This window comes from Paenibacillus sp. PAMC21692 (genome assembly GCF_014303795.1).
Lineage (GTDB): Bacteria > Bacillota > Bacilli > Paenibacillales > Paenibacillaceae > Pristimantibacillus > Pristimantibacillus agaridevorans.
Map to the genome: position 1 here is coordinate 7,904,452 of NZ_CP060293.1, position 19,012 is coordinate 7,923,463.

The following is a 19,012-nucleotide window of genomic DNA, read 5'->3' on the forward strand; positions in this document are numbered from 1 at the left end:
AGCATAGATCCCCAAACTCAGAACGGCAAGCTCATATTAAATTCAACCCGTACCGTATTCCCCTCGAACCGGACTTCCTTCACTTTAACCAAATCTCCCGTCGGAAGATCAAGGTCGACAATAATCGTCTCCAGCATGTCTAGAGGCAAGTCGATTCCCTTGATGGATAGCGACTGCGGCCTCAGCGCAAGATTAGGATCCTGCCACTCCAGCCGATACTCCGCCCGGATCGCCATCGGCACGCGGTCCCGATACCTCACGTTCATATTCGCGATCAATCGGTCTCCTTCCAGGTCGAACAACGCTCCTTCTACAACAACGTGTTCGCTCACGTTGGGATCCAGATTCTTTTTGATCAGATTATTAACGTCCGCTTCCGTCAATATCAGTTCCGGCTTAAGCTGCTTGATCATATCGGTCGCTTTCTCGCGAATGTTGATATTCTGATAGGACAAGTCCAATTCCTCATCGGGAGCAATATAGGACAGCAGCCACCATACTCCTCCCGCAGCCAGCAATAACAGAATGACAATGACCGCGAATAACCTTTTTAACACTTTCCCCATGCTCGGCTCCCCCTCTCCCAATCTCTCGCCCATTCCGCACGGCAAAGTGGTATAATGGTTGACAACTATCTCGGCTGCCCTACTTACGGCAACCCATTCCCTATTCAAAAGCTAGAAAGAAGGTTCGTTCGTTATGAGCACACAATCGTTGCATCGCATCGGTCTGGAAGAAATCATGCAAGCACACATGCACCTGAAGGATGTCATCGTTCGCACGCCCCTCCAATATAACCGCGTACTATCAGAGAGATACAACTGCCAAGTATGGCTAAAGCGCGAGGATCTCCAAATTGTACGTTCGTTCAAGATAAGAGGAGCCTACCATCTCATGCGTTCTCTCGCTCCCGAGGATGTCGCCAAGGGTGTCGTCTGTGCCAGCGCCGGCAATCACGCCCAAGGCGTCGCTTATTCGTGTCAAACTCTCGGCATTCCCGGCAAAATCTACATGCCGAGCACCACTCCGCGGCAAAAGGTGAAACAAGTCTCCTTCTTCGGCGGCGATCAAGTTGAGGTCATTTTGACCGGGGATACCTTCGACGATGCCTACTCGGAAGCGATTGCAGAGAGCACTCGCAGCGGCATGGCGTTTATCCACCCCTTCGACGACCGCAAGATTATCGCGGGCAACGGCACCGTCGGTCAAGAGCTAATGGAGAAGGCGGAATCCGCGCCCGATTTTATTTTCGTTACGGTAGGCGGCGGCGGACTGGCGGCGGGAGTGGCATCCTATATCAAGATCGTCTCTCCCGCCACCCATATTATAGGCGTCGAACCGGAAGGCGCGCCCTCCCTTCGCGCGTCGCTTGATGCAGGAGAGGTCGTCCCGCTGGACCAAATCGACAAGTTCGTGGACGGCGCAGCCGTAAAGCGAATCGGCGACCTGACTTTCGCCATTTGCCGCGATCTGGTCGACGATGTCATCACGGTTCCAGAAGGCAAAGTTTGTACGACGATGCTGGATCTGTATAACGAGAACGCGATCGTCGCCGAGCCCGCCGGAGCTCTGCCAATCGCGGCGCTTGACGCTTACCGCGACCAGATTGCGGGCAAAAACGTTGTCTGCGTCGTCAGCGGCGGCAATAACGACGTCGACCGCATGCAAGAGATCAAGGAACGTTCGCTTATCTACGAAGGGTACAAACATTATTTCATGGTCAGCTTCCCGCAGCGCGCAGGAGCTTTGCGAGAGTTTCTGGATCAGGTGCTCGGTCCAAACGACGATATTACCCGCTTCGAGTATACGAAGAAGTCGAACAAGGACAACGGTCCGGCATTGGTGGGAATCGAGCTCAAGCATCGCGAAGACTATGAGCCGCTCATCGACAGGATGGCCAAGAAAGGCTTCCAATTTTTCGAGCTGAACAAGGATCCGGTTCTGTTTAATCTGCTTATCTAACGATTATCCCGGCATTATGCAAGAGGGCTGCAACTCGACATCTTCCCATGATGCGAGGGTTGCAGCCTTTTTTGTTATAAGCTATTACCAGGCGTAAGCCTTAGGAGCATCCCCGCCCGGGCCAGGGAAAATCTCGTCGATTCGGGCCAGCGTCGATGCGTCCAACTCCAACTCCACGGCCCGCAGCGAACGCTCGAATTGATTAAGCGTCCGAACGCCGATGATCGGCGCCGTTACGGCCGGGTTAGAGAGCAGCCATGCAAGCGACACCAGATCTTCCGGCTCGCCAAGCTCGTCGCACAGCTTGGCGTAAGCTTCCAACTGCTCGCCATGCTTGTCCAGCCGCTTTTGATCCCCGCTCCGGCGTCCGCCGTCCTTGCGACGATAGTTGCCCGCGAGCAATCCCCCGTCCAACGGGCTCCACGGAATGACGCCAAGTCCCAGCGCTTGCGATGCCGGCAGCACTTCCAGCTCCGGCAGTCGGCACAGCAGATTGTATTTGTGCTGTTCCGAGACAAGACCCAGCACGCCCCTTGCCTTTGCTTCTCCTTGCGCAACCGCAATGTCCCATCCGGCAAAGTTGCTGGAACCGACATAACCGATCTTCCCTTGCTGCTGGGCCGTTCCGAACGCGCTCCATAATTCGCTCCAGTTGACGTTACGATCGACATGATGCATCTGGTACAGCTCGATGTGGTCAGTCTGCAGACGCTTCAAAGAACCTTCGAGATGACGCCTGATTTTGTAGGCGGACAATCCTTGGTCTCGGTTAGGTCCGTCATATGCGTCATGCATGTCGCCATACACTTTAGTAGCTAGTACAGTGCGCTCCCGTCTGCCGTCCCCCTGCTTGAACCACTTGCCGATGATCTCTTCCGTGCCGCCGGAATTCTTCCCCCAGCCATAGATGTTAGCCGTATCGAAGAAGTTGATTCCCGCATCAAGCGCGGCGTCCATGATCTTGAAAGCTTCCTGCTCGTCCGTATCGACCCCGAAATTCATCGTGCCCAGACATAGTCGGCTAACCCGCAATCCCGATCGGCCCAGATAAGCATATTGCATTCATAATCGCTCCTTCGCCATAAATGATAAATTCGTGGATATTAATCCAAGTATACAAAAAAAATATAAAGGATCCAAACCGCGTTCACTCGGGCTTTACAGTCGCCCCCTACACTTGGGGTCAGGAGGTGTATCCATGCTTTATCCAGCTCATTACCGTCAATCGAAATTTTTGATTCTGTACGCCTCTTACGGAGAAGGGCATATCCAGGCGGCAAGGGCGCTGAAGAACGCCATGGAGCAGTTCGGCAACGATCGCACGGTTCTCTACGATCTGATGGCGGAATCCCATCCGTGGCTAAACGGAGTGACGCGCCGCTTCTACCAGAGCAGCTACACGCATATGCCGCATCTTTACGGCTGGATGTACAACTTCACGAAGCCGATGAAACACGATTCGTTGTTCGGCAATTGGCTTCACTCTTTCGGTCAACATAAGATTCGCCAGCTGTTGGACCAAGAACGTCCGGATGCGGTTATTTATACATTCCCCATCTATGCAATGGGATCCTCGCGCCAAGGGCGGAGCACTCGCCAGATCCCTTCCTACGCCGTCATTACCGACTTCGACCTGCACAGGAGATGGGTTCACCCCGTCGTCGACCGTTATTACGTAGCTACGGAGGATCTCCGAAGCGAGCTGCGCGGAATCGGCATCCCTAAGCGGAAAGTGCGAGTCAGCGGCATCCCCCTCAAGCAGGGCTTCGCGGCTGCCGAGGCTACACCTGAGCTCTACCGGAAGTACGGGCTCTCTCCCTCCATGCGAACCGTGCTGATTATGGCTGGCGCCCAAGGCGTTATGTCGAACGTCGCCGCGCTTTGCGAAAGCCTTCTTGAGGACCCTGCCATTCAATTGGCTGTCGTCTGCGGCAGGAACGAAGAGCTCCGCGCAGACTTGCTAATGCGTGTCCCGGGGCACGACTCCTGCCCAAGGCTGCATGCTTACGGCTTCCAACATGCTATACATGAGCTAATGTCGCTTGCCGATTGCTTGATTACGAAGCCCGGCGGCATTACGCTTGCCGAAGCGATCGCGATCGGACTCCCAACCTTCATCTATCGCCCGGTTCCGGGTCAGGAGAAGCAGAATGCACGTTATCTCGCATCGAAAGGGGCCGCATTCATATCCTATGATGCCAGCTCCCTAACCGACCAGCTTCGGGCGTTGATTCACGATCCCGAAAAGCTGGGCGCCTGCCGCCACAATATCATGAAACTTCGCGCACCGCTCCATGAGCCTATGCAGTTCGGCGAACGTTATTCAACGATGACAGCGAATGCAGCGGAATCCATTATTTTGGATATAATAACCAATAGGGGTATAATGGAACGTATTTCAATCTTCTAACTGGCAAAGGAGCTCGAAACGTGCCTACACAATCCAAACGTTGGTTCGGGGCGGAAATGAGCCTCATCTCGCTCGTTATGTTTATCGTGGAATTTGTCCGGGGAGCCGTGCTCGTCAGCTTGCTGCCCATCTATGGAGCGAATTCGCTGGGCCTCTCGCCCGACGTTATCGGAGCGGCCATCTCCGCTCACTATATTACGGATACGATTCTTAAGATTGCGATCGGTTACCTGCTCGACCGCTTCTCCGCGCGGCTTATCGTTCAGGTCAGTCTGATCATCGCGCTTGCGGGCGTCTATGCGCTGCAATTCGCGGACGTTGCATGGATGTTCATTGGCGCTTCCGCAGTCTATGGCATTGGCATGTCGCCCATCTGGATCGTCTGCTTGACCAAAGTGACGGAGGAGCATCGTGCTACGCAGATGGGCTTCCTCTATACCATCTGGCTGTTCGGTCTTGGCAGCGGCCCGATCGTGTGTAATATTTTGCTCGACTACAGCTCGTCCCTCACCTACTTGCTGCTCGTCCTTCTTTCCGTGCTGGCTTGCCTGCTCTCCTTCTTTATGCCCACGCAGAAGGCGCTCTCCGGCACGACCCGAATTCCGCTGAGAAGGCAAATTTCCGTGCTTAAGGAACGGCTGGTCAAGATGAAGCTGCTGCTGCCCGGCATGATTTTGCAGACGATGGCTGCCAGCATGCTGATCCCCATCTTGCCGGGCTTCGCGGCGGACGAGCTTGGCTTAAGCGGCGCTCAATACTCCATTCTGCTTACCGTCGGAGGATTGTTTGCCGTGGCCGGTCTCATCCCGATGGGCAAGCTGTCCGATAAGCTTGGCGGCGGACGCTGGTTCCTGGTCATAGGCTTTGGCGCCTTCGCTATCGGGCTGTACGTCTTGGCATTGGGGCTTACGTTCTGGTATTGTTTAGGTATTGCGATCATCCTCGGCTTGTCGTATTCGACGATTCTGCCGACTTGGAACGCATTGCTGGCCACTTACGTACCTCCTAAGCAAGAGGGCGTAGGCTGGGGGCTCTTGTCCACGTTCGAAGGGGTCGGCGTCATGATCGGCCCCGTGGTCGGCGGCGTGCTTGCCTTATGGGGCGGCGAGTCGGCCGTGTTCTGGACAAGCGCCGTCATTTTCGCGTTCATCGGAATATTCTATGCTTCATTGAAGGGGATTGGGGCTAAATCATGAGTACATGGCAAGACTGGTTAAATCATCTCAAAAACATGGATATCGACAGCATACAGCGCACGCTCGAAAGTTATTCGCAGTTCGGGCCGCTGCCCGGCCTTCTTCTCCCGTTTATTGAATCCTTCTTGCCGTTCCTGCCGCTTATTCTGATTATCGCGGCAAACGCCAATATTTACGGACTGGGCTTCGGCTTCCTGTTCTCCTGGATAGGCGTGACCGCAGGAGCATTGTGCGTTTTCCTGATCTGCCGCACGCTTGGCAAGAACGTCAAGGATAAGCTGATGAGAAGATTCCCCAAGTCCGAACGATTCTTCAATTGGGTCGAGCGCAAAGGTTTCACGCCTTTATTTTTGCTAGCCTGCTTCCCGTTCACGCCTTCCGTTATCATTACCGTGATTTCCGGTCTCAGCAAGGTGCCCTTCCATACTTTCCTTCTTGCCACCCTGATGGGGAAGGCAGTCATGATCTTCTGCATCTCGATCATCAGCTTCGACATTGCCAATCTCGTCGAGGAGCCTTGGCGGATCTTCGTCTCCGTTACAGCCGTGCTGGTCATGTGGTTCGGAGGCAAAAGTCTGGAGAGCCGTTACCAGGTTAATGGTTAATCAGGTGAAGAAATGAATTGGATCGACTTTGGCGCTACTACGCTGGTGTTGCTGATTGCAGGCGCGCTTATCCTCGCGATGTTCTACATCGTTCGCGTCGCTTCGGGGGAATCAGAGGGCTCTAAGACGATTCGGGACATGGTCGAGACGTTGTTCGGCACGCCGACCCATCTGCGGGGCGGAGACGATTCCGCCTCTGGCGAAGGCTCAAGCGGTGGAAACAGGCTTGCTGGCGCATCGACGCAGCTTCCCTTCCGCGAGCCTTGTCCCGCTTGCGGCGAGGAAGTAACCGAAGAGGATGTCAACTGTCCTTCCTGCGAGCTTAGACTGCTGTAATTCCGCCGATTCCTATCCGGTACTCATACATTGTTTCCTTCCGTGGCAAACTAAGGCCGATCTTCCTTGGGAGATCATATTTCCTGAAGAAGAAGGGGCGATTTATATGTCCGGCAAGCAACCATCACATCTTCAGAAAGCGGCCAGCAAAGCGCAATCGATGGCGGACCGCGGTGCGGCAGGCAAAAAACGCGCCAGCGAGCTGCAATCCGACGCCGACCGCGCCGCCGTGCCTAAGCATGGCCTGTAAGCTTCCGGCCGAGGCGCGGCAGGCATGGGTTCTCCAGCGAGCTGCAAGTCCGATGCCGACTTCGCTGCCGTGCCCCAGCATGGCCTATAAGCTTCCGGCCGAGATGGCCGACACTTTGCACTCCAACCTGTACCATAGGAGGAATTGGGCATCATGAGCAACGAAGATAAGCAGCAGCACCGAATGGAGCCGATCTCCGGCGAGCCGGTGGAAGCCGACGGCGTCTACCGCAACGAATGGGGACGCGACGAACGATTGGAGCGCGGCGACGTATTCCCCGCCGACCCTATGTTAGGTACGACGGAGTGGAAGCAAGTGGAGCTTGAGTTCGATAACCATCATGAAGGACGGACGGATCCCCGCCTTGTGCCGCATGATGACGACGATGATCCCGAAGCGCACATGCAGCATCCGAGACGGCATAAAGGCAGTAACAAGGATCAGGAATAAACACGAAATGGCGCTGCCAGGGAGGTTATCCCTGCATCGCCATTTCTGTCTTTTGTTCTAATTATAGAATAAGCTAGCCGACTGGCTGTTTTTCAAGCTTTAAGTCGGCGCCATCGTTCTAAAGCTCGCCGACCGGCTGTTTTTCAAGATTTAAGTCGGCGGCGTCGATCTAAAGCTCGCCGACCGGCTCCTTTTCAAGATTTAAGTCGGCGGCATTGACCTAAAGCTCGCCGAATGGCTGCTTTTCAAGATTTAAGTCGGCGCCATCGATCTAAAGTTCGTTCGCCGACCGGCTCCTTTTCAAGATTTAAGTCGGCGGCGTCGATCTAAAGCTAGCCGACCGGCTCCTTTTCAAGATTTAAGTCGGCGGCATCGACCTAAAGCTCGCCGACTGGCTGCTTTTCAAGATTTAAGGCGGCGCCATCGATCTAAAGTCAGCCGACTGGCTGCTTTTCAAGATTTAAGTCGATGGCATCGACCTAAAGCTCGCTGACCGGCTGCTTTTCAAGATTTAAGTCGGCGTCATCGTTCTAAAGCTCGCCGACTGGCTGCTTTTCAAGATTTATGTCGGCGGCATCGATATGGCTAATGCCTATCGGCCGGCCTCTCCGGCAGCCACCTGCAGCTTGCTCCTCGCGACTTCGATCCCGTTAACCCATAACGTGAACACATGATCGCCGGCGTAATGCTTGCGCGTGGTCAGATCGGCGAAACGATGCGTACGCTCTCCCTCAACCCGCTTGCCGCCTAGCCATTCCCGATCGGATAACAGGAACCGTTTGAGCGACGTGCTGCCGCTGGACTTCACGAAGTCGATGCCGTATTCCACTCGCAGCTTAAGAGGCTCGCTGCCCTCTTCCCTCTCCGCTGTCGTGAATGCATATCGGAGCTGGACCTCTCCGCCTAGTACTATACTCTCCTCTGATAACGCAAGGGAAGCGTCCGTAATAAGGCGACCGCCGACCGTTCCCGCTTCCGTATAGCCGAACAGATCCATAATGGCCGGATCAGCGCGCTTGATCAACGTTCTGCAGGCATGCCGAACAATCCAGTCCGTCAGCGGGTTATCTCCCTTCCAACGCTTGGCTGTGGCAATAACAAGCTCCGGATGGTCCTTCGCGATATCATTTAGATGGTTCGCAACGCTCTTGCGCACATACAGCGCCGGATCTGCTTTAAGCTTCTCCAGCACGGGCATAACCGGCGAAGGATCCCGCTTGAACATCGGCAAGGCAGGAGCCCATGGCAACCTTGGACGCGAACCTTCGCTGGCGAGACGTCTCACATGCTCGCTCGGATGCTCCGCCCAGATCAGCAGCTGCCCTACCATTTCCTTCGGATGATCAAGGATGAACGGTCTGACGGCGAATTCGGCCGAGGATCGCTGCGTAAATCTCTCCAGTGCCTCCATGGAGTGCGGGAAGTCCTCCTCCTTCCTTCCGAACACTTCTACAAAATCAGGGAAAAACAGATAAGGAAAGCCCGTGCAGGCCTCGTCCACCAAATACAGGACATCCAGCGCCTCGCGGTAATTAGTCGGCAGCACTTCTCCTAGAGACTCCGTTATTCGACGCGTTCTTGCTTTCAACTCCAAGCTCTCCCAGTCCCCTTGGCGGGTTTGCCTGAGGAATCGATCACTATCGAAGGGTGGCCAAGCATCCTTCATGCGTTTTGCAAACCCTTCGAGAAAGAGGCCGTCATATATATGTTTTAATGGTTCCGCCATGACTTTTCAGCTCCTATTTCGCCCTATGCATAAGGGATCATACGTTCCGATCCAGTATACCATACATACGTTCGCGTTAAACAGGCTAAATGATCGATCCGCGTACATCCGGTTAAATGTCGTTTCCTTAGCTATCGCTATCGTCCGGCTTGGAGGTTGCAGGCAATGTAAATTTCAGCGTCGTCCCGCCGCCCAGTTCGCTGTCTATGGTGATCTTGCCTTCATGGTTGTCGATAATCTTATAGGTCACGAGCAGACCGAGCCCCGTTCCCTTGTCCTTCGTCGAATAAAAGGGTTGCCCCAGCTTGGCAAGCTGTTCTTCGGGCATACCGCTCCCATTGTCCGCTACGGTAACGAGATGCGTGTCCGGATCGCCGCGTTTCAGCTCGATCAACAGCAATCCCCCGTCCGGCATAGCTTCCACCGCATTCTTCATCACATTAATAAATGCTTGCTTGAGCTGTACGGCTACGCCGAGGACCCAGGCTGGAGCCGGATCGAAGCGATGTTGGATGCGCACCCGCTGCGCCTTCGCCTGCGCGCCGACAGCAGCAGTGCATTCGCTCAGCAGCTCCCTGAGATTATTGCGTCTGAGCTCTAACGCTTGCGGCTTGGATAACATTAGCAGTTCTGTGACCGTGCTTTCGATACGCGACAGCTCCGATCTCATCAAGGGCAAGTATTGCTGGTCCTGTATTCGCCCGGAAGCGAGCAATTGCATGAAGCCCTTGAGCGAAGTGAGCGGATTTCGGATCTCGTGAGCGACCCCTGCGGCCAACTGCCCCGCTATCGACAGCTTCTCCGCGTTGACGTACAACTGCTCGTTTCGCTTCCGTTCGGAGATATCCCGGATCATGACCTGCTCCACCTGCTTGCCGTCGTAAGTGGCTCGGATCCTCACCATTTCCGTCAAAATGGGGTTGCCTCGCAGCGTCTGCCACTGCAGCTCGATTGGACGCAAGGCAAATTCCCTCCCATCCGGAGTTTGCTGCAGCCATGTCTGCATCTCGAGATGCTTGCCGCCATGCAGGAGCTTGAAGATGCAGTGGCCGACCAGCTCATCCTCGTGCTCCGCTTCGAACAACCGCAAGCCGGAAGGATTGAGATACTCCCACTTGCCTTCGACGATAATGGCGATCGTGTCCGTTGAATTCTCGACCAGCAGCTTGTAGCGCTCGTCGATCTGGGTATACTTTTTCATCCCGAGCCAGGTGGTGTAAGAGAATGTAATGATGAGCAGCACCAGAATACACAGAATGAACGCCAGCAGCATCAGGAATTGGTTCAGTCTGTCCATCGTCATCACATGTCGATACTCAACCGTGAGTGCAAACATCCCTACCGTATGCATGGTCAAGCTGCCAAGGCCGGCAACGAAGCTCGCGGCTGCATAACGCCATTGCGCGGGGCGACGCATAAGCACGAACGCTGCATAACAACCCGCAAAACCTAGAAGGAACGATACGGCTACCAATGGAATATTGAATTCTAGACGATTAATAGAGTGGCTGAGAATGGAGAAATAGTGCAGACAAGCAACTCCTCCAACCATAAGAAGCGCTGAAATAACCTCCGTGAGCCGAACGGGAAGTCTGCCGGAATGATAATAGCGAAGCGACAAAAACACCAAAAACGTAGTGATGGCAAAGTTAATGGCAAGGGTCCACCGGATATCCATCATAAAATCAGAGGCGAGCAGCAGGACGACATGCATTGTCCACAGCCCTAGTGTGAAGACAAGCGCCGCGGCGATGCAGTTGGAAGCAGAAACTTGCGTTCCGCTCGGCTTGCGCCGCCATTGCATGATGAACATCATATAAGTTGCAAAGCTTATAATAAACAGGGAGAGCAACAGAAAGGAAGGGCTCCCGAGCTGAGACAATGGATTCATTGCGCTCCTCCAGGTTACATATTGTGATACATCTCTAGAAAGTTCGACATTTTCCCTAAATATCCTTTTCTTCCGCTCGAAGTATGGCGGTTTATGCCGCAATTCTTGCCTTCGGCTCTTGAAATCGCCGATTAGCAGTGCTAGATTTGGTGTACACTACTAGTTATAATGGAATGATAGTTTGAAAAGGTTGTTCAAAAGTTCGCTTTTAATCACGCAGTATGCCACGAAGCCTACTCGACATCGAATATTGAATTCAGGCGAAACTTCCGGTGCTCACGTAGCTATCACTACGCTCCGCTCCTCAGTTTCTACCTTCATCCAATCTTCTCGGTGCTGAAAACCGAACTTTTTGAACACGACTTAAACGGAGGAGATTGAATTGAAAATTGTAAAAGAGTTTAGAGAATTTGCGATGCGCGGCAACGTCATCGATCTCGCTGTCGGCGTGATCATCGGTGGCGCATTCGGCAAAATCGTCACGTCGCTCGTGAATGATATTATTATGCCGCCGATCGGCATGATTCTAGGGGGCGTCAATTTTAAGGATTTAAAAATCTCCCTCGACCCGAGTTACAGCGGCGACCCGGCAACCGAGCCATTCATCCGTTACGGTCAGTTCATAAACGTGATGCTGGACTTCCTCATCGTGGCCTTCTGCATCTTCTTGCTCGTCAAGGGAATAAATGCACTGCGCCGCCTGAAAGAAAAAGAAGAACCAAAAGCCGAGGCGGCGCCTACGGAGAAGGATTGCCCGTACTGCCTGTCCAAAGTGCCGATCAAAGCTTCGCGCTGCAAGCATTGCACCTCCCAACTGGAGGAGACTCCGGCGAATGCCTGAGGAACGGTTCGATATCTATGACGAGTCCATGAACCACTTAGGAACGGCTGCTCGCTCGGAGGCACATAAGCACGGTTACTGGCACCGCACGTTCCACTGCTGGCTGCTCCGCCATGAGGACGATCGCCTTCTTGTCCGCTTCCAGCGTCGCCAGTTGACGAAGGATACGAATCCAGGCTGCTACGATACGACGGCTGCGGGACATCTGGCTGCCGGCGAGACGATGCGCGATGCCGCCCGCGAGCTCGAGGAGGAGCTGGGCGTAAAAGTGCGGTTCGAGGAGCTCATCCCGCTTATGCAGGTCCGCGAGGACGTCAGCGGTATTGCGGCTGGAGAACTGTTCATCGACCGTGAAGTTAGCGACGTATTCGGATTGGTAACCGACCTTCCCTTGAGCGAGTTCAAACTGCAGCGTGAGGAAGTATACGGCATCTACGAGGCCGAGCTTGCCGATATGCTTGCGCTCTTCCGGGGCGAGCTGGAGTACGTCGAGGCAGACGGCGCCGAGCTGTCGGAAACCGGGGACGGACTGACGCCTTGCGTGCGCAAGGTTCTAGCCAAAGAATTCGTTACCCGCGACAACAGCTATTATATCGACGCGATGCTGGGGCTTCGCGACATGCAGAAGTGAGCCGAGAAATAGAGAGAAAGTCTGCGAAATAATATCTTTTCCTATATCTGAACAAAGAGAGGCTGCCGTCGGCAGCCTCTCTTTGTTTCCATTATAGAGATGATAGAATCATGATTAGAAGACTCCGTTGCCGTAACCACCGTCGTATCCGCCGTACCCTCCGCAGCCACAGCCTCTGTGGCAACGGTCATGCAAGCTTCTTACGCAGATATCGAAGCTCACGATAACGGAGTTGCGACGGCCGAATCCGCAAGCGATCTTTACGCAATCAAAGCCCGGTTTCTTGAAGAAGCACACAGCTCTGCAATCGCGACTTAGCAAACGGTTCACCGCATGGTGATTGCAATGGCGAATGGCCTCTACCAGTCTTCTTGCATTACGGCGATTGCGAAGCCTTCTAAACGTACGACTAAGCTGTCTGCCGGCGTCCTGAACGCCCGCCACGTCGAACTCGATTCTGTCATGATGTCTGAAAGAACTCACCCTCATTTTTTCGGACATAAGAACCCTCCTCTCTACTACGCTTACTCTATGATATGCAGCAGAAGTAGAGACGATTGGGTGGATTCATAGAGTCATTCGCGCAATTCGAGAGGATGCAAATATAGGATGCAATATAGGCTTGACAGCGTCCCCGAAAATTCGTATTCTATTATTTGTCGATTCCATATTCGCTGATGTAGCTCAGGGGTAGAGCAACGCACTCGTAATGCGTAGGCCGGGGGTTCAATTCCCTTCATCAGCATTCTAAAAAAAAGCAATGACGCGGATTCCGGGCAACACCCGATCCGCGTCATTGCTTTTTATCTACCATTTATCCACCCTGCACTCAATTAAAGTGTTAAAGTTCCTTATTTGAACCCACTTCACTGCTCCTTATTCTTCCTGCCTGTATTTGAAGCTCCTATTCCTTTCAGGACCTCTTCCTGCAGGTTAGGAAGAACATGTGAATAGGTATCTAACGTAACCATAATGATGGCGTAAAATAGTTTGTGTAAGGACGGGTTAGGACTAGTACCTTGACCGCATCAAATTTCAGGGTATTATCTGTAGAGCGAAATCCCCCCTCCCGCCAGAGCTTGTCACCTATAACATCATGTTCAAACCCGGCTTCCTCGACGAGTCGCTGCTTCCTTCTCACGATTTTCCAAGCTTGACCCTGTCCTATTTGTTCAAAGACGAATGGGATGCTCGGACGGTTCGCTCCGATCTGCGACTGAGTATGACGGAGCAACACGAATTCGATCAATTGATTGCCCGAATAGAGCGTGAATATAACGAGCGGCAGAGCGGCTACTATGCGATCATTCAAGCCTATATGATCGATGTGATCGTCAAGATCATTCACGGGTCCCAAAGCCGCAGCGAAAACGATTACCCGCAGCTGTCAGAAGAAAATAAAGTCTTAGACTAGAAAATTAAGTGTTAGACTCGGAAAATAAAGTTGTAGACTTGAAAAACAAAGTATTAGACTGACGGTACTTCATTAAGCTAACGGGCAGTATTGTTCAACAGATTTACTCGCACCTCAGTGGCTTGTTTCTGGAATGCAGATATTAGCAATAGCTCAAGCAAGGCTAGAGTATTACTGACTGTAGCTGTCAGCTATATTGAAGTACACTACAAGTAGGAGGCGATTCAAGTGAGCAATAAGTCCAATGAATTACCGGTTATGTTTTTTGGCGAACAGCAATCTCTCGAGAATTGGCTTGAGAATAATCATGACACTTCACCGGGAATCCGGTTGCAAATCTCGAAAAAAAATTCCGGTGTGGTTACCGTATCCTACGATGAAGCACTTGAAAGTGCATTGTGTTACGGGTGGGTTGACAGCCAGAAGGAAAAGTTTGATGAAAAAATGTGGGTTCAACGATTTACTCCGCGTAGGGCTAAGAGCATCTGGTCGAAAGTAAATAAAGACAAAGCAGAGCTTCTCATTATAAATGGAAGAATGAAGCCCTCTGGGTTCAAAGCGATTGAAATTGCCAAAAAGAATGGACAATGGGATAAGGCCTACGAATCGCAAAGTATCGCTTCTATGCCTGAGGATTTCGTAATTGAACTTGAGCGTAATGTCAAAGCGAAGGCATTTTATGATACGTTGAATAGCCAAAATAAATATGCAATCCTGTTCAGAATCCATAATGCCAAGAAGCAAGAAACCCGGGCGAAACGAATTCAACAGTTTGTAGCGATGCTTGAAAAAGGTGAAAAAATATATCCCTAATCAGTCCCTATCGATTTTGAACTAAAGGGAGACGATAGCTGAATAAGCTACGAGGATGAAGCTGCCAGCGCTGATTGGCGGCTTCATTACGTTAACAGGCAGGTTAGTTTCACCAAGCACCGACCGAATTTGATTAAGGTAGCATTAATTAACCTTCAAATTAGGATGTGTAATCATGAAAACAGGTGATTACTTATGACAGAAAATAAATTAACGACCAATTGTAAACATTCGAAAAAACAAGGTGGAGCTCGCCCTGGCGCTGGCCGAAAGCCAATAGGCATCACGCGTAAAATCTCGCTTACCTTGCCAGAGGAATGCTGGGATGAAATAGACCGTTGTTGCGGCAAAGGCAATTACTCTGTCTCCGAGGTACTACGATCCATTATTGAAGACAACTTGCATAAGGCAGACTTGCTATAAAGGGAGTGATGTTATTTTTAATCAAGGTTACATAGATGTTCTGGGCGGAGTACTATTTTATGAAAGCAAAGGTAGTGGAGAGCCGATTGTGTTTATTCATGGCAACTTTAATGATCATCGGATTTGGGAAGAGCAAATGCGGATGTTTTCCGCCCATAATTTCGTTATAGGTTATGATTTGCGAGGCTATGGACATTCTGACACTCCACGGACTTTCTTCTCTAATGTGGAAGATCTGAAGTTGCTACTTGATGCACTTAGGTTGCCAAAAGTAAACTTAGTTGGTTCATCCATGGGGGGCAGCGTCGCAATTGACTTCACTCTGACCTATCCCGATCGTGTTCACCGTCTCATCTTGGCGGCACCTTCAGTCAGCGGCCGTAACTATCCCGCTATTATGCTATGGCAGGGAATTAAGCAGCATTTTCAGGTAAAGCTGAATGGAAGAGAAAAAGCTATTGAAACTTTTATCACTAATCCATTTTGGCGATATTACTTTCCTGCTTCCAAAAAAGAAAATGCTTGGCTTAAAACAATTGACAACGTGCGAAACACTAGTAACTTTTGCCGTTTCCCCCCAAATCTTTCACGCGTCTCAAAGCCTTATGCTGCCAATCGATTAGAGGAAATTCGTCAATCGGTTCTAATCATTATTGGCGAACTTGATCACTTATTCAATAGGGAGACAGCTGAAATCCTGCATACAGAAATAAAGAATACCACAAAAATAGTGATACAAGATTGTGGTCACCTTCCGTTTATAGAAGAACCTGAAACGTTTAGTTCTAATGTAGCAGAATTTCTTAGAATGGAAACCTATGATTAGAAACGCGACTTAGTAAAATGAAAACAGAGAGAATAAGTTTTAACAACATGACATTCTTTGTTCAGAGATTATTTGGTTTGACTCTAATAACAACGCATTGTCATACTGGTGAATTTCAGTGTGCAAATCTTATTTGGAGGATAATAAGTAGTTTAACTAATACAAGATTTTGATTACGCTAACGGGGAACGTTATTTGAACAAAGCAGCGGCAGTATAGGACTTTATTTTGTCGTCCACGGGTGCCGCTGTTTTTAAAATTAGGGGCAGTTTAATACTTTTTTTACGAGATCTGACGGTTTTATAATGTAGATATAATCTCTCTTACCTAGGTTTACTCTTCATGGACGATGAGAAACAGGAGGTCATCAATACATCTTGCTGATGACGGCCTTGGCCGTAATCTCCCGGTACTTGGACGCTTTTCCCTTCATAGCCAACGACACGGTCACGCTAAGAATATCGATGACTGTGATCTGCGACAGCTTGGAGCTCATGGAGCTCCCTTGGAAAGGATTCTCCCTTGCCACGGTCAACAAGACAATATCCGCCACCTTGACGATGGGCGAGCGGGCGTTGCTCGTGATCGCGATTGTTGTTGCGCCCGCATTTTTGGCCAGCGTCAAATTGTCGATCGTGTCCTTGGTGCTGCCGGTAATGGACAGTCCCACCGCGACATCGTTCGAGCTCAATATAGCTGCTTTCATCGCCTGAAAGTGCGAATCCGTTACCGAGCCGCTTGGCTTGCCGAGCCGAAGGAAGGTTTGCGCGGCTTGCTGGGCGGTAAAGCCGGACGACCCAACTCCGAAGAACTCTATGTTCGAGGCCGCCATGAGCGCGGCTACCGCCCGGTTCAACTGAGCCGGCTGCAGCAGCTCGTACGTCTGCTCCAAAATTTGATAGTGGCTGGAAATAAGCTTGCGGCTGACAATATAGGGATCGTCCCCCTCGGCGATCTCCATCGGGAGATGTTCGACCGGTTTGACAAGATCCTGCGCCAGCGATAATTTGAAGTCCTGGAACCCGCTGAACTTCAGCTTTCGACATAGCCGGAGGACGGTTGTCTCCCCGGTATCCGCTCGTTCCGCCAGCTCGGTGACGGATTGATAGATCACATCCTGTGCATTCTCGAGGATGTAATGCGCGACTTTCTGCTCCGTCTTGGTCAAGCCACTCATGTGGCTTCGGATATTAAGGAGCGTCTTCCCAGTCCCTAGGGTATTGCTCACGATCGATCTTCCTTTCTCGTTCAAATGAATCGCAATACGGAAACCATCATGGAATTGGTCCTGTTTCCAGCTTTAGATCTAATGACGGAAGATGGCGACTCAGCGCCATGTTATGACGAATTAATCCTCTTGTCAATATGTATTTTGGAGAATACCCCGTGATATTACCCCCAGCCAATATCACGACACCCCTGAAAGGGCAAGAAGGGAGAGTCCTCGTCATTCGAGGCCTCTCCCCCAAGCCGCTATACGCCCACGGCCCGCTTTGTCTTCACGATCATCTCCAACCTCAAGGCTGGTAGGTGCCTTTCAGAAATTGATAGGTCTTGTCATACACTTCTCTCGCTATTGAATCGGTCGATTCCGCAGCCTTCTTCAACGTTTTGACTTGTTGGTAAAACGCTTTAAACGAATTCATGTACCCGTGCTCGACACCCTCGTCCAGATAGGTATAGTACTTGTCTCTCAGCGCGGCGTCCGTCAACACGCCGTCTGACAGCTCCATTTCGACACCCATGCCGTGATCGTAAGCCGCCTTTGCGATCGTGTCCACGCGGTCCGCAGTCGTATTATGGAACGAATAATTGGGCTGCATAAGGGCCGTGTCGAAACCAGCCTCCCGCCAATCGCTCCAGCCGCGTGCGAAGTAATAAGGAATCCACTGGAGCTTAGCGCCCTTGTCATGCACATAATCGGATGTCCAGCGAATTAGCGCATCCTCGTTTACTGAAGTTTGCCTGGACAGAAATTCGTTGAACCAATAAAAAGCAGATAGCTCGATGTGATCATAATCGGCCGCTTCCCATCGCTTGTACACTTCATCCACGTACCACTTCACGACTTTTGTCCGGTTCGCAAGCGCCTGCTCTTCGCCGACCTCAGACACATTCATATTCTCGCTGACGCCGTCCCCGTCCACATCGCCGAAGTTGCTCTGATCCGAGCGAGGATACGGTATCGAGATAACAACCTTTGCCTCATACTTGTCCTTCTTGCCCTTTTTGCCTTTCTTATCCTTCAACTCCTGCTTCGCTTCGTCGACTGCCTGATTGAGCGCTCCGAGATCATAGTCGGTACGGAACAGCCGGTCAAGCGACTTCACCCAATCCTCCTTGTTGCTCGGCTTGCCGGACGCACCGTAGTTGGCGCCATTCTGCAGCGGAGCGTATTGCAGGAACAGGAAGCCATCGAACATGTAGTCGACTCTGTTCATCTCCGTATCCACATAGGATACGTACGGCTTCAGATCCTCCTTTGTAAAGGAGATCCAATCCGCTGGCTCATACTGCCATTCTCCTGTGTAAAGGAGCACTTGATTGGAGATGCCGGCAGCCTGCTTCGAGCCAGCCTTCGGATAGCCTTTATCCTTGTTCGAACGATCAGGGGTCGGATGAGGCTTCTTGCCCGATTGATCCCGAATGCCAAGCACCTCAATCTCGTCCATGAACATCCACGAGCTGACCGGAATGTCCAGCTTCACATAACGGGCCGACTTGTTGATTCCATCGATGCCGATCGTCTGGGCGACAGGTCCGGCTTGCGTAGTCGGCAACGAGCTCTCTCCGTCCTGAAGTCGCTCCCATTTCTTGCCGTCCAGAGAGACATAATAAGCGACCTTCGATGGGAAAAAGATGCCGTTGGCATTGTCCTGCAGCACGTTGACGCCGATCTGCCGGACATTGCTCCGCTCTCCCAGATCGATCGTCACGATCCGGCTGCCCTGCCAGCTTCGTCCGACGAACGCGGAGTTGGAGAACACCGTGCCTCCGTATACCCCGTCGGTCAGTTGCATGCCGGTGTCGTCCGGATGACTCGATTCGGTCTTGCCGAACAACGAGTCGAGCTGATATGGCGTCTCCAGCGTATAGCTTTTGCCCAATGCCAGATTGACCAGCTCGGGCTCAGGCTCGGGCGGCTTAGGCTTGGCTTGCGCGGGCGCCGCCGTAAGGGTTGTCCCCATCGTCAACACGGCAAGTAAAGTGAGCAAAGTTTTTTTCATAATCATGATCC

Annotated in this window: 19 protein-coding genes and 1 tRNA gene; 13 read left to right on the forward strand and 7 right to left on the reverse strand. The window is 51.9% G+C overall.

Annotated features, from left to right (window positions below):
- Window positions 1–17 precede the first annotated feature (17 nt).
- The gene (locus H7F31_RS31460) at window positions 18–566 is read right to left on the reverse strand and encodes a hypothetical protein (RefSeq protein WP_187102049.1); all 549 of its coding nucleotides are present in this window, start codon (window positions 564–566) and stop codon (window positions 18–20) included.
- Between the two features lie 133 nt (window positions 567–699).
- Between H7F31_RS31460 and ilvA the strand changes: the two genes are divergently transcribed.
- On the forward strand, window positions 700–1,962 hold the full coding sequence (gene ilvA, locus H7F31_RS31465; RefSeq protein WP_187102050.1) for a threonine ammonia-lyase IlvA: 1,263 nt from the start codon (window positions 700–702) through the stop codon (window positions 1,960–1,962).
- 84 nt (window positions 1,963–2,046) lie between these two features.
- Here the strand turns inward: ilvA and H7F31_RS31470 are convergent, their stop codons facing one another.
- Window positions 2,047–3,024, reverse strand: coding sequence for an aldo/keto reductase (locus tag H7F31_RS31470; RefSeq protein ID WP_187102051.1), 978 nt, complete (start codon window positions 3,022–3,024; stop codon window positions 2,047–2,049).
- 136 nt (window positions 3,025–3,160) lie between these two features.
- Here H7F31_RS31470 and H7F31_RS31475 point away from each other — a divergent pair, with 136 nt between their 5' ends.
- The 6 genes from H7F31_RS31475 to H7F31_RS31500 all read left to right on the forward strand — a co-directional run bounded on the left by H7F31_RS31475 (window position 3,161) and on the right by H7F31_RS31500 (window position 7,209).
- Complete coding sequence (locus H7F31_RS31475; protein ID WP_187102052.1) at window positions 3,161–4,372, forward strand: MGDG synthase family glycosyltransferase; 1,212 nt, start codon at window positions 3,161–3,163, stop codon at window positions 4,370–4,372.
- A gap of 20 nt (window positions 4,373–4,392) precedes the next feature.
- Window positions 4,393–5,568, forward strand: coding sequence for an MFS transporter (locus tag H7F31_RS31480; protein WP_261800205.1), 1,176 nt, complete (start codon window positions 4,393–4,395; stop codon window positions 5,566–5,568).
- Window positions 5,565–6,173: a TVP38/TMEM64 family protein gene (locus H7F31_RS31485; RefSeq protein WP_187102053.1), complete on the forward strand. Its 609-nt coding sequence runs from the start codon at window positions 5,565–5,567 to the stop codon at window positions 6,171–6,173. Before H7F31_RS31480 ends, H7F31_RS31485 begins: the two co-directional genes overlap by 4 nt.
- 12 nt (window positions 6,174–6,185) lie before the next feature.
- The gene (locus H7F31_RS31490; protein WP_187102054.1) at window positions 6,186–6,509 is read left to right on the forward strand and encodes a zinc ribbon domain-containing protein; all 324 of its coding nucleotides are present in this window, start codon (window positions 6,186–6,188) and stop codon (window positions 6,507–6,509) included.
- Between the two features lie 106 nt (window positions 6,510–6,615).
- A complete protein-coding gene (locus tag H7F31_RS31495; RefSeq protein ID WP_179216006.1) occupies window positions 6,616–6,759 on the forward strand; it encodes a hypothetical protein in 144 nt (47 codons plus the stop codon).
- Window positions 6,760–6,912: 153 nt separating this feature from the next.
- The gene (locus tag H7F31_RS31500; RefSeq protein WP_187102055.1) at window positions 6,913–7,209 is read left to right on the forward strand and encodes a transposase; all 297 of its coding nucleotides are present in this window, start codon (window positions 6,913–6,915) and stop codon (window positions 7,207–7,209) included.
- A 592-nt stretch (window positions 7,210–7,801) separates the two neighbouring features.
- On the opposite strand, the gene H7F31_RS31505 is transcribed toward H7F31_RS31500, so the two are convergent.
- Window positions 7,802–8,935: a DNA alkylation repair protein gene (locus H7F31_RS31505; RefSeq protein ID WP_187102056.1), complete on the reverse strand. Its 1,134-nt coding sequence runs from the start codon at window positions 8,933–8,935 to the stop codon at window positions 7,802–7,804.
- Between the two features lie 127 nt (window positions 8,936–9,062).
- Window positions 9,063–10,826, reverse strand: coding sequence for an ATP-binding protein (locus H7F31_RS31510; RefSeq protein ID WP_187102057.1), 1,764 nt, complete (start codon window positions 10,824–10,826; stop codon window positions 9,063–9,065).
- 415 nt (window positions 10,827–11,241) lie between these two features.
- On the opposite strand from H7F31_RS31510, the gene mscL reads away from it, so the two are divergent.
- Together mscL and H7F31_RS31520 are read left to right on the forward strand one after the other, a co-directional pair.
- Window positions 11,242–11,667, forward strand: a complete 426-nt coding sequence (mscL, locus tag H7F31_RS31515; protein WP_246608878.1) for a large-conductance mechanosensitive channel protein MscL — start codon at window positions 11,242–11,244, stop codon at window positions 11,665–11,667.
- Window positions 11,660–12,298, forward strand: a complete 639-nt coding sequence (locus tag H7F31_RS31520) for an NUDIX hydrolase (RefSeq protein WP_187102059.1) — start codon at window positions 11,660–11,662, stop codon at window positions 12,296–12,298. The genes mscL and H7F31_RS31520 overlap by 8 nt, the downstream gene beginning before the upstream one ends.
- A gap of 114 nt (window positions 12,299–12,412) precedes the next feature.
- Here the strand turns inward: H7F31_RS31520 and H7F31_RS31525 are convergent, their stop codons facing one another.
- Entirely contained in the window at window positions 12,413–12,799 is a 387-nt protein-coding gene (locus tag H7F31_RS31525; protein WP_187102060.1) for a hypothetical protein, read from the reverse strand.
- Window positions 12,800–12,971: 172 nt separating this feature from the next.
- Between H7F31_RS31525 and H7F31_RS31530 the strand changes: the two genes are divergently transcribed.
- From H7F31_RS31530 to H7F31_RS31545, 4 genes are all read left to right on the forward strand, one after another.
- Window positions 12,972–13,043 (forward strand) — tRNA-Thr (locus H7F31_RS31530).
- A 351-nt stretch (window positions 13,044–13,394) separates the two neighbouring features.
- Complete coding sequence (locus H7F31_RS31535; RefSeq protein ID WP_187102061.1) at window positions 13,395–13,712, forward strand: cupin domain-containing protein; 318 nt, start codon at window positions 13,395–13,397, stop codon at window positions 13,710–13,712.
- Between the two features lie 228 nt (window positions 13,713–13,940).
- Window positions 13,941–14,525: a YdeI/OmpD-associated family protein gene (locus H7F31_RS31540; protein WP_187102062.1), complete on the forward strand. Its 585-nt coding sequence runs from the start codon at window positions 13,941–13,943 to the stop codon at window positions 14,523–14,525.
- 511 nt (window positions 14,526–15,036) lie between these two features.
- Complete coding sequence (locus H7F31_RS31545) at window positions 15,037–15,774, forward strand: alpha/beta fold hydrolase (RefSeq protein WP_187102063.1); 738 nt, start codon at window positions 15,037–15,039, stop codon at window positions 15,772–15,774.
- A 367-nt stretch (window positions 15,775–16,141) separates the two neighbouring features.
- Here H7F31_RS31545 and H7F31_RS31550 read toward each other — a convergent pair whose 3' ends face one another.
- On the reverse strand, window positions 16,142–17,002 hold the full coding sequence (locus tag H7F31_RS31550; RefSeq protein ID WP_187102064.1) for a MurR/RpiR family transcriptional regulator: 861 nt from the start codon (window positions 17,000–17,002) through the stop codon (window positions 16,142–16,144).
- Window positions 17,003–17,291: 289 nt separating this feature from the next.
- The gene (locus H7F31_RS31555; RefSeq protein WP_261800206.1) at window positions 17,292–19,001 is read right to left on the reverse strand and encodes a DUF4855 domain-containing protein; all 1,710 of its coding nucleotides are present in this window, start codon (window positions 18,999–19,001) and stop codon (window positions 17,292–17,294) included.
- Between the last annotated feature and the right edge of the window lie 11 nt (window positions 19,002–19,012).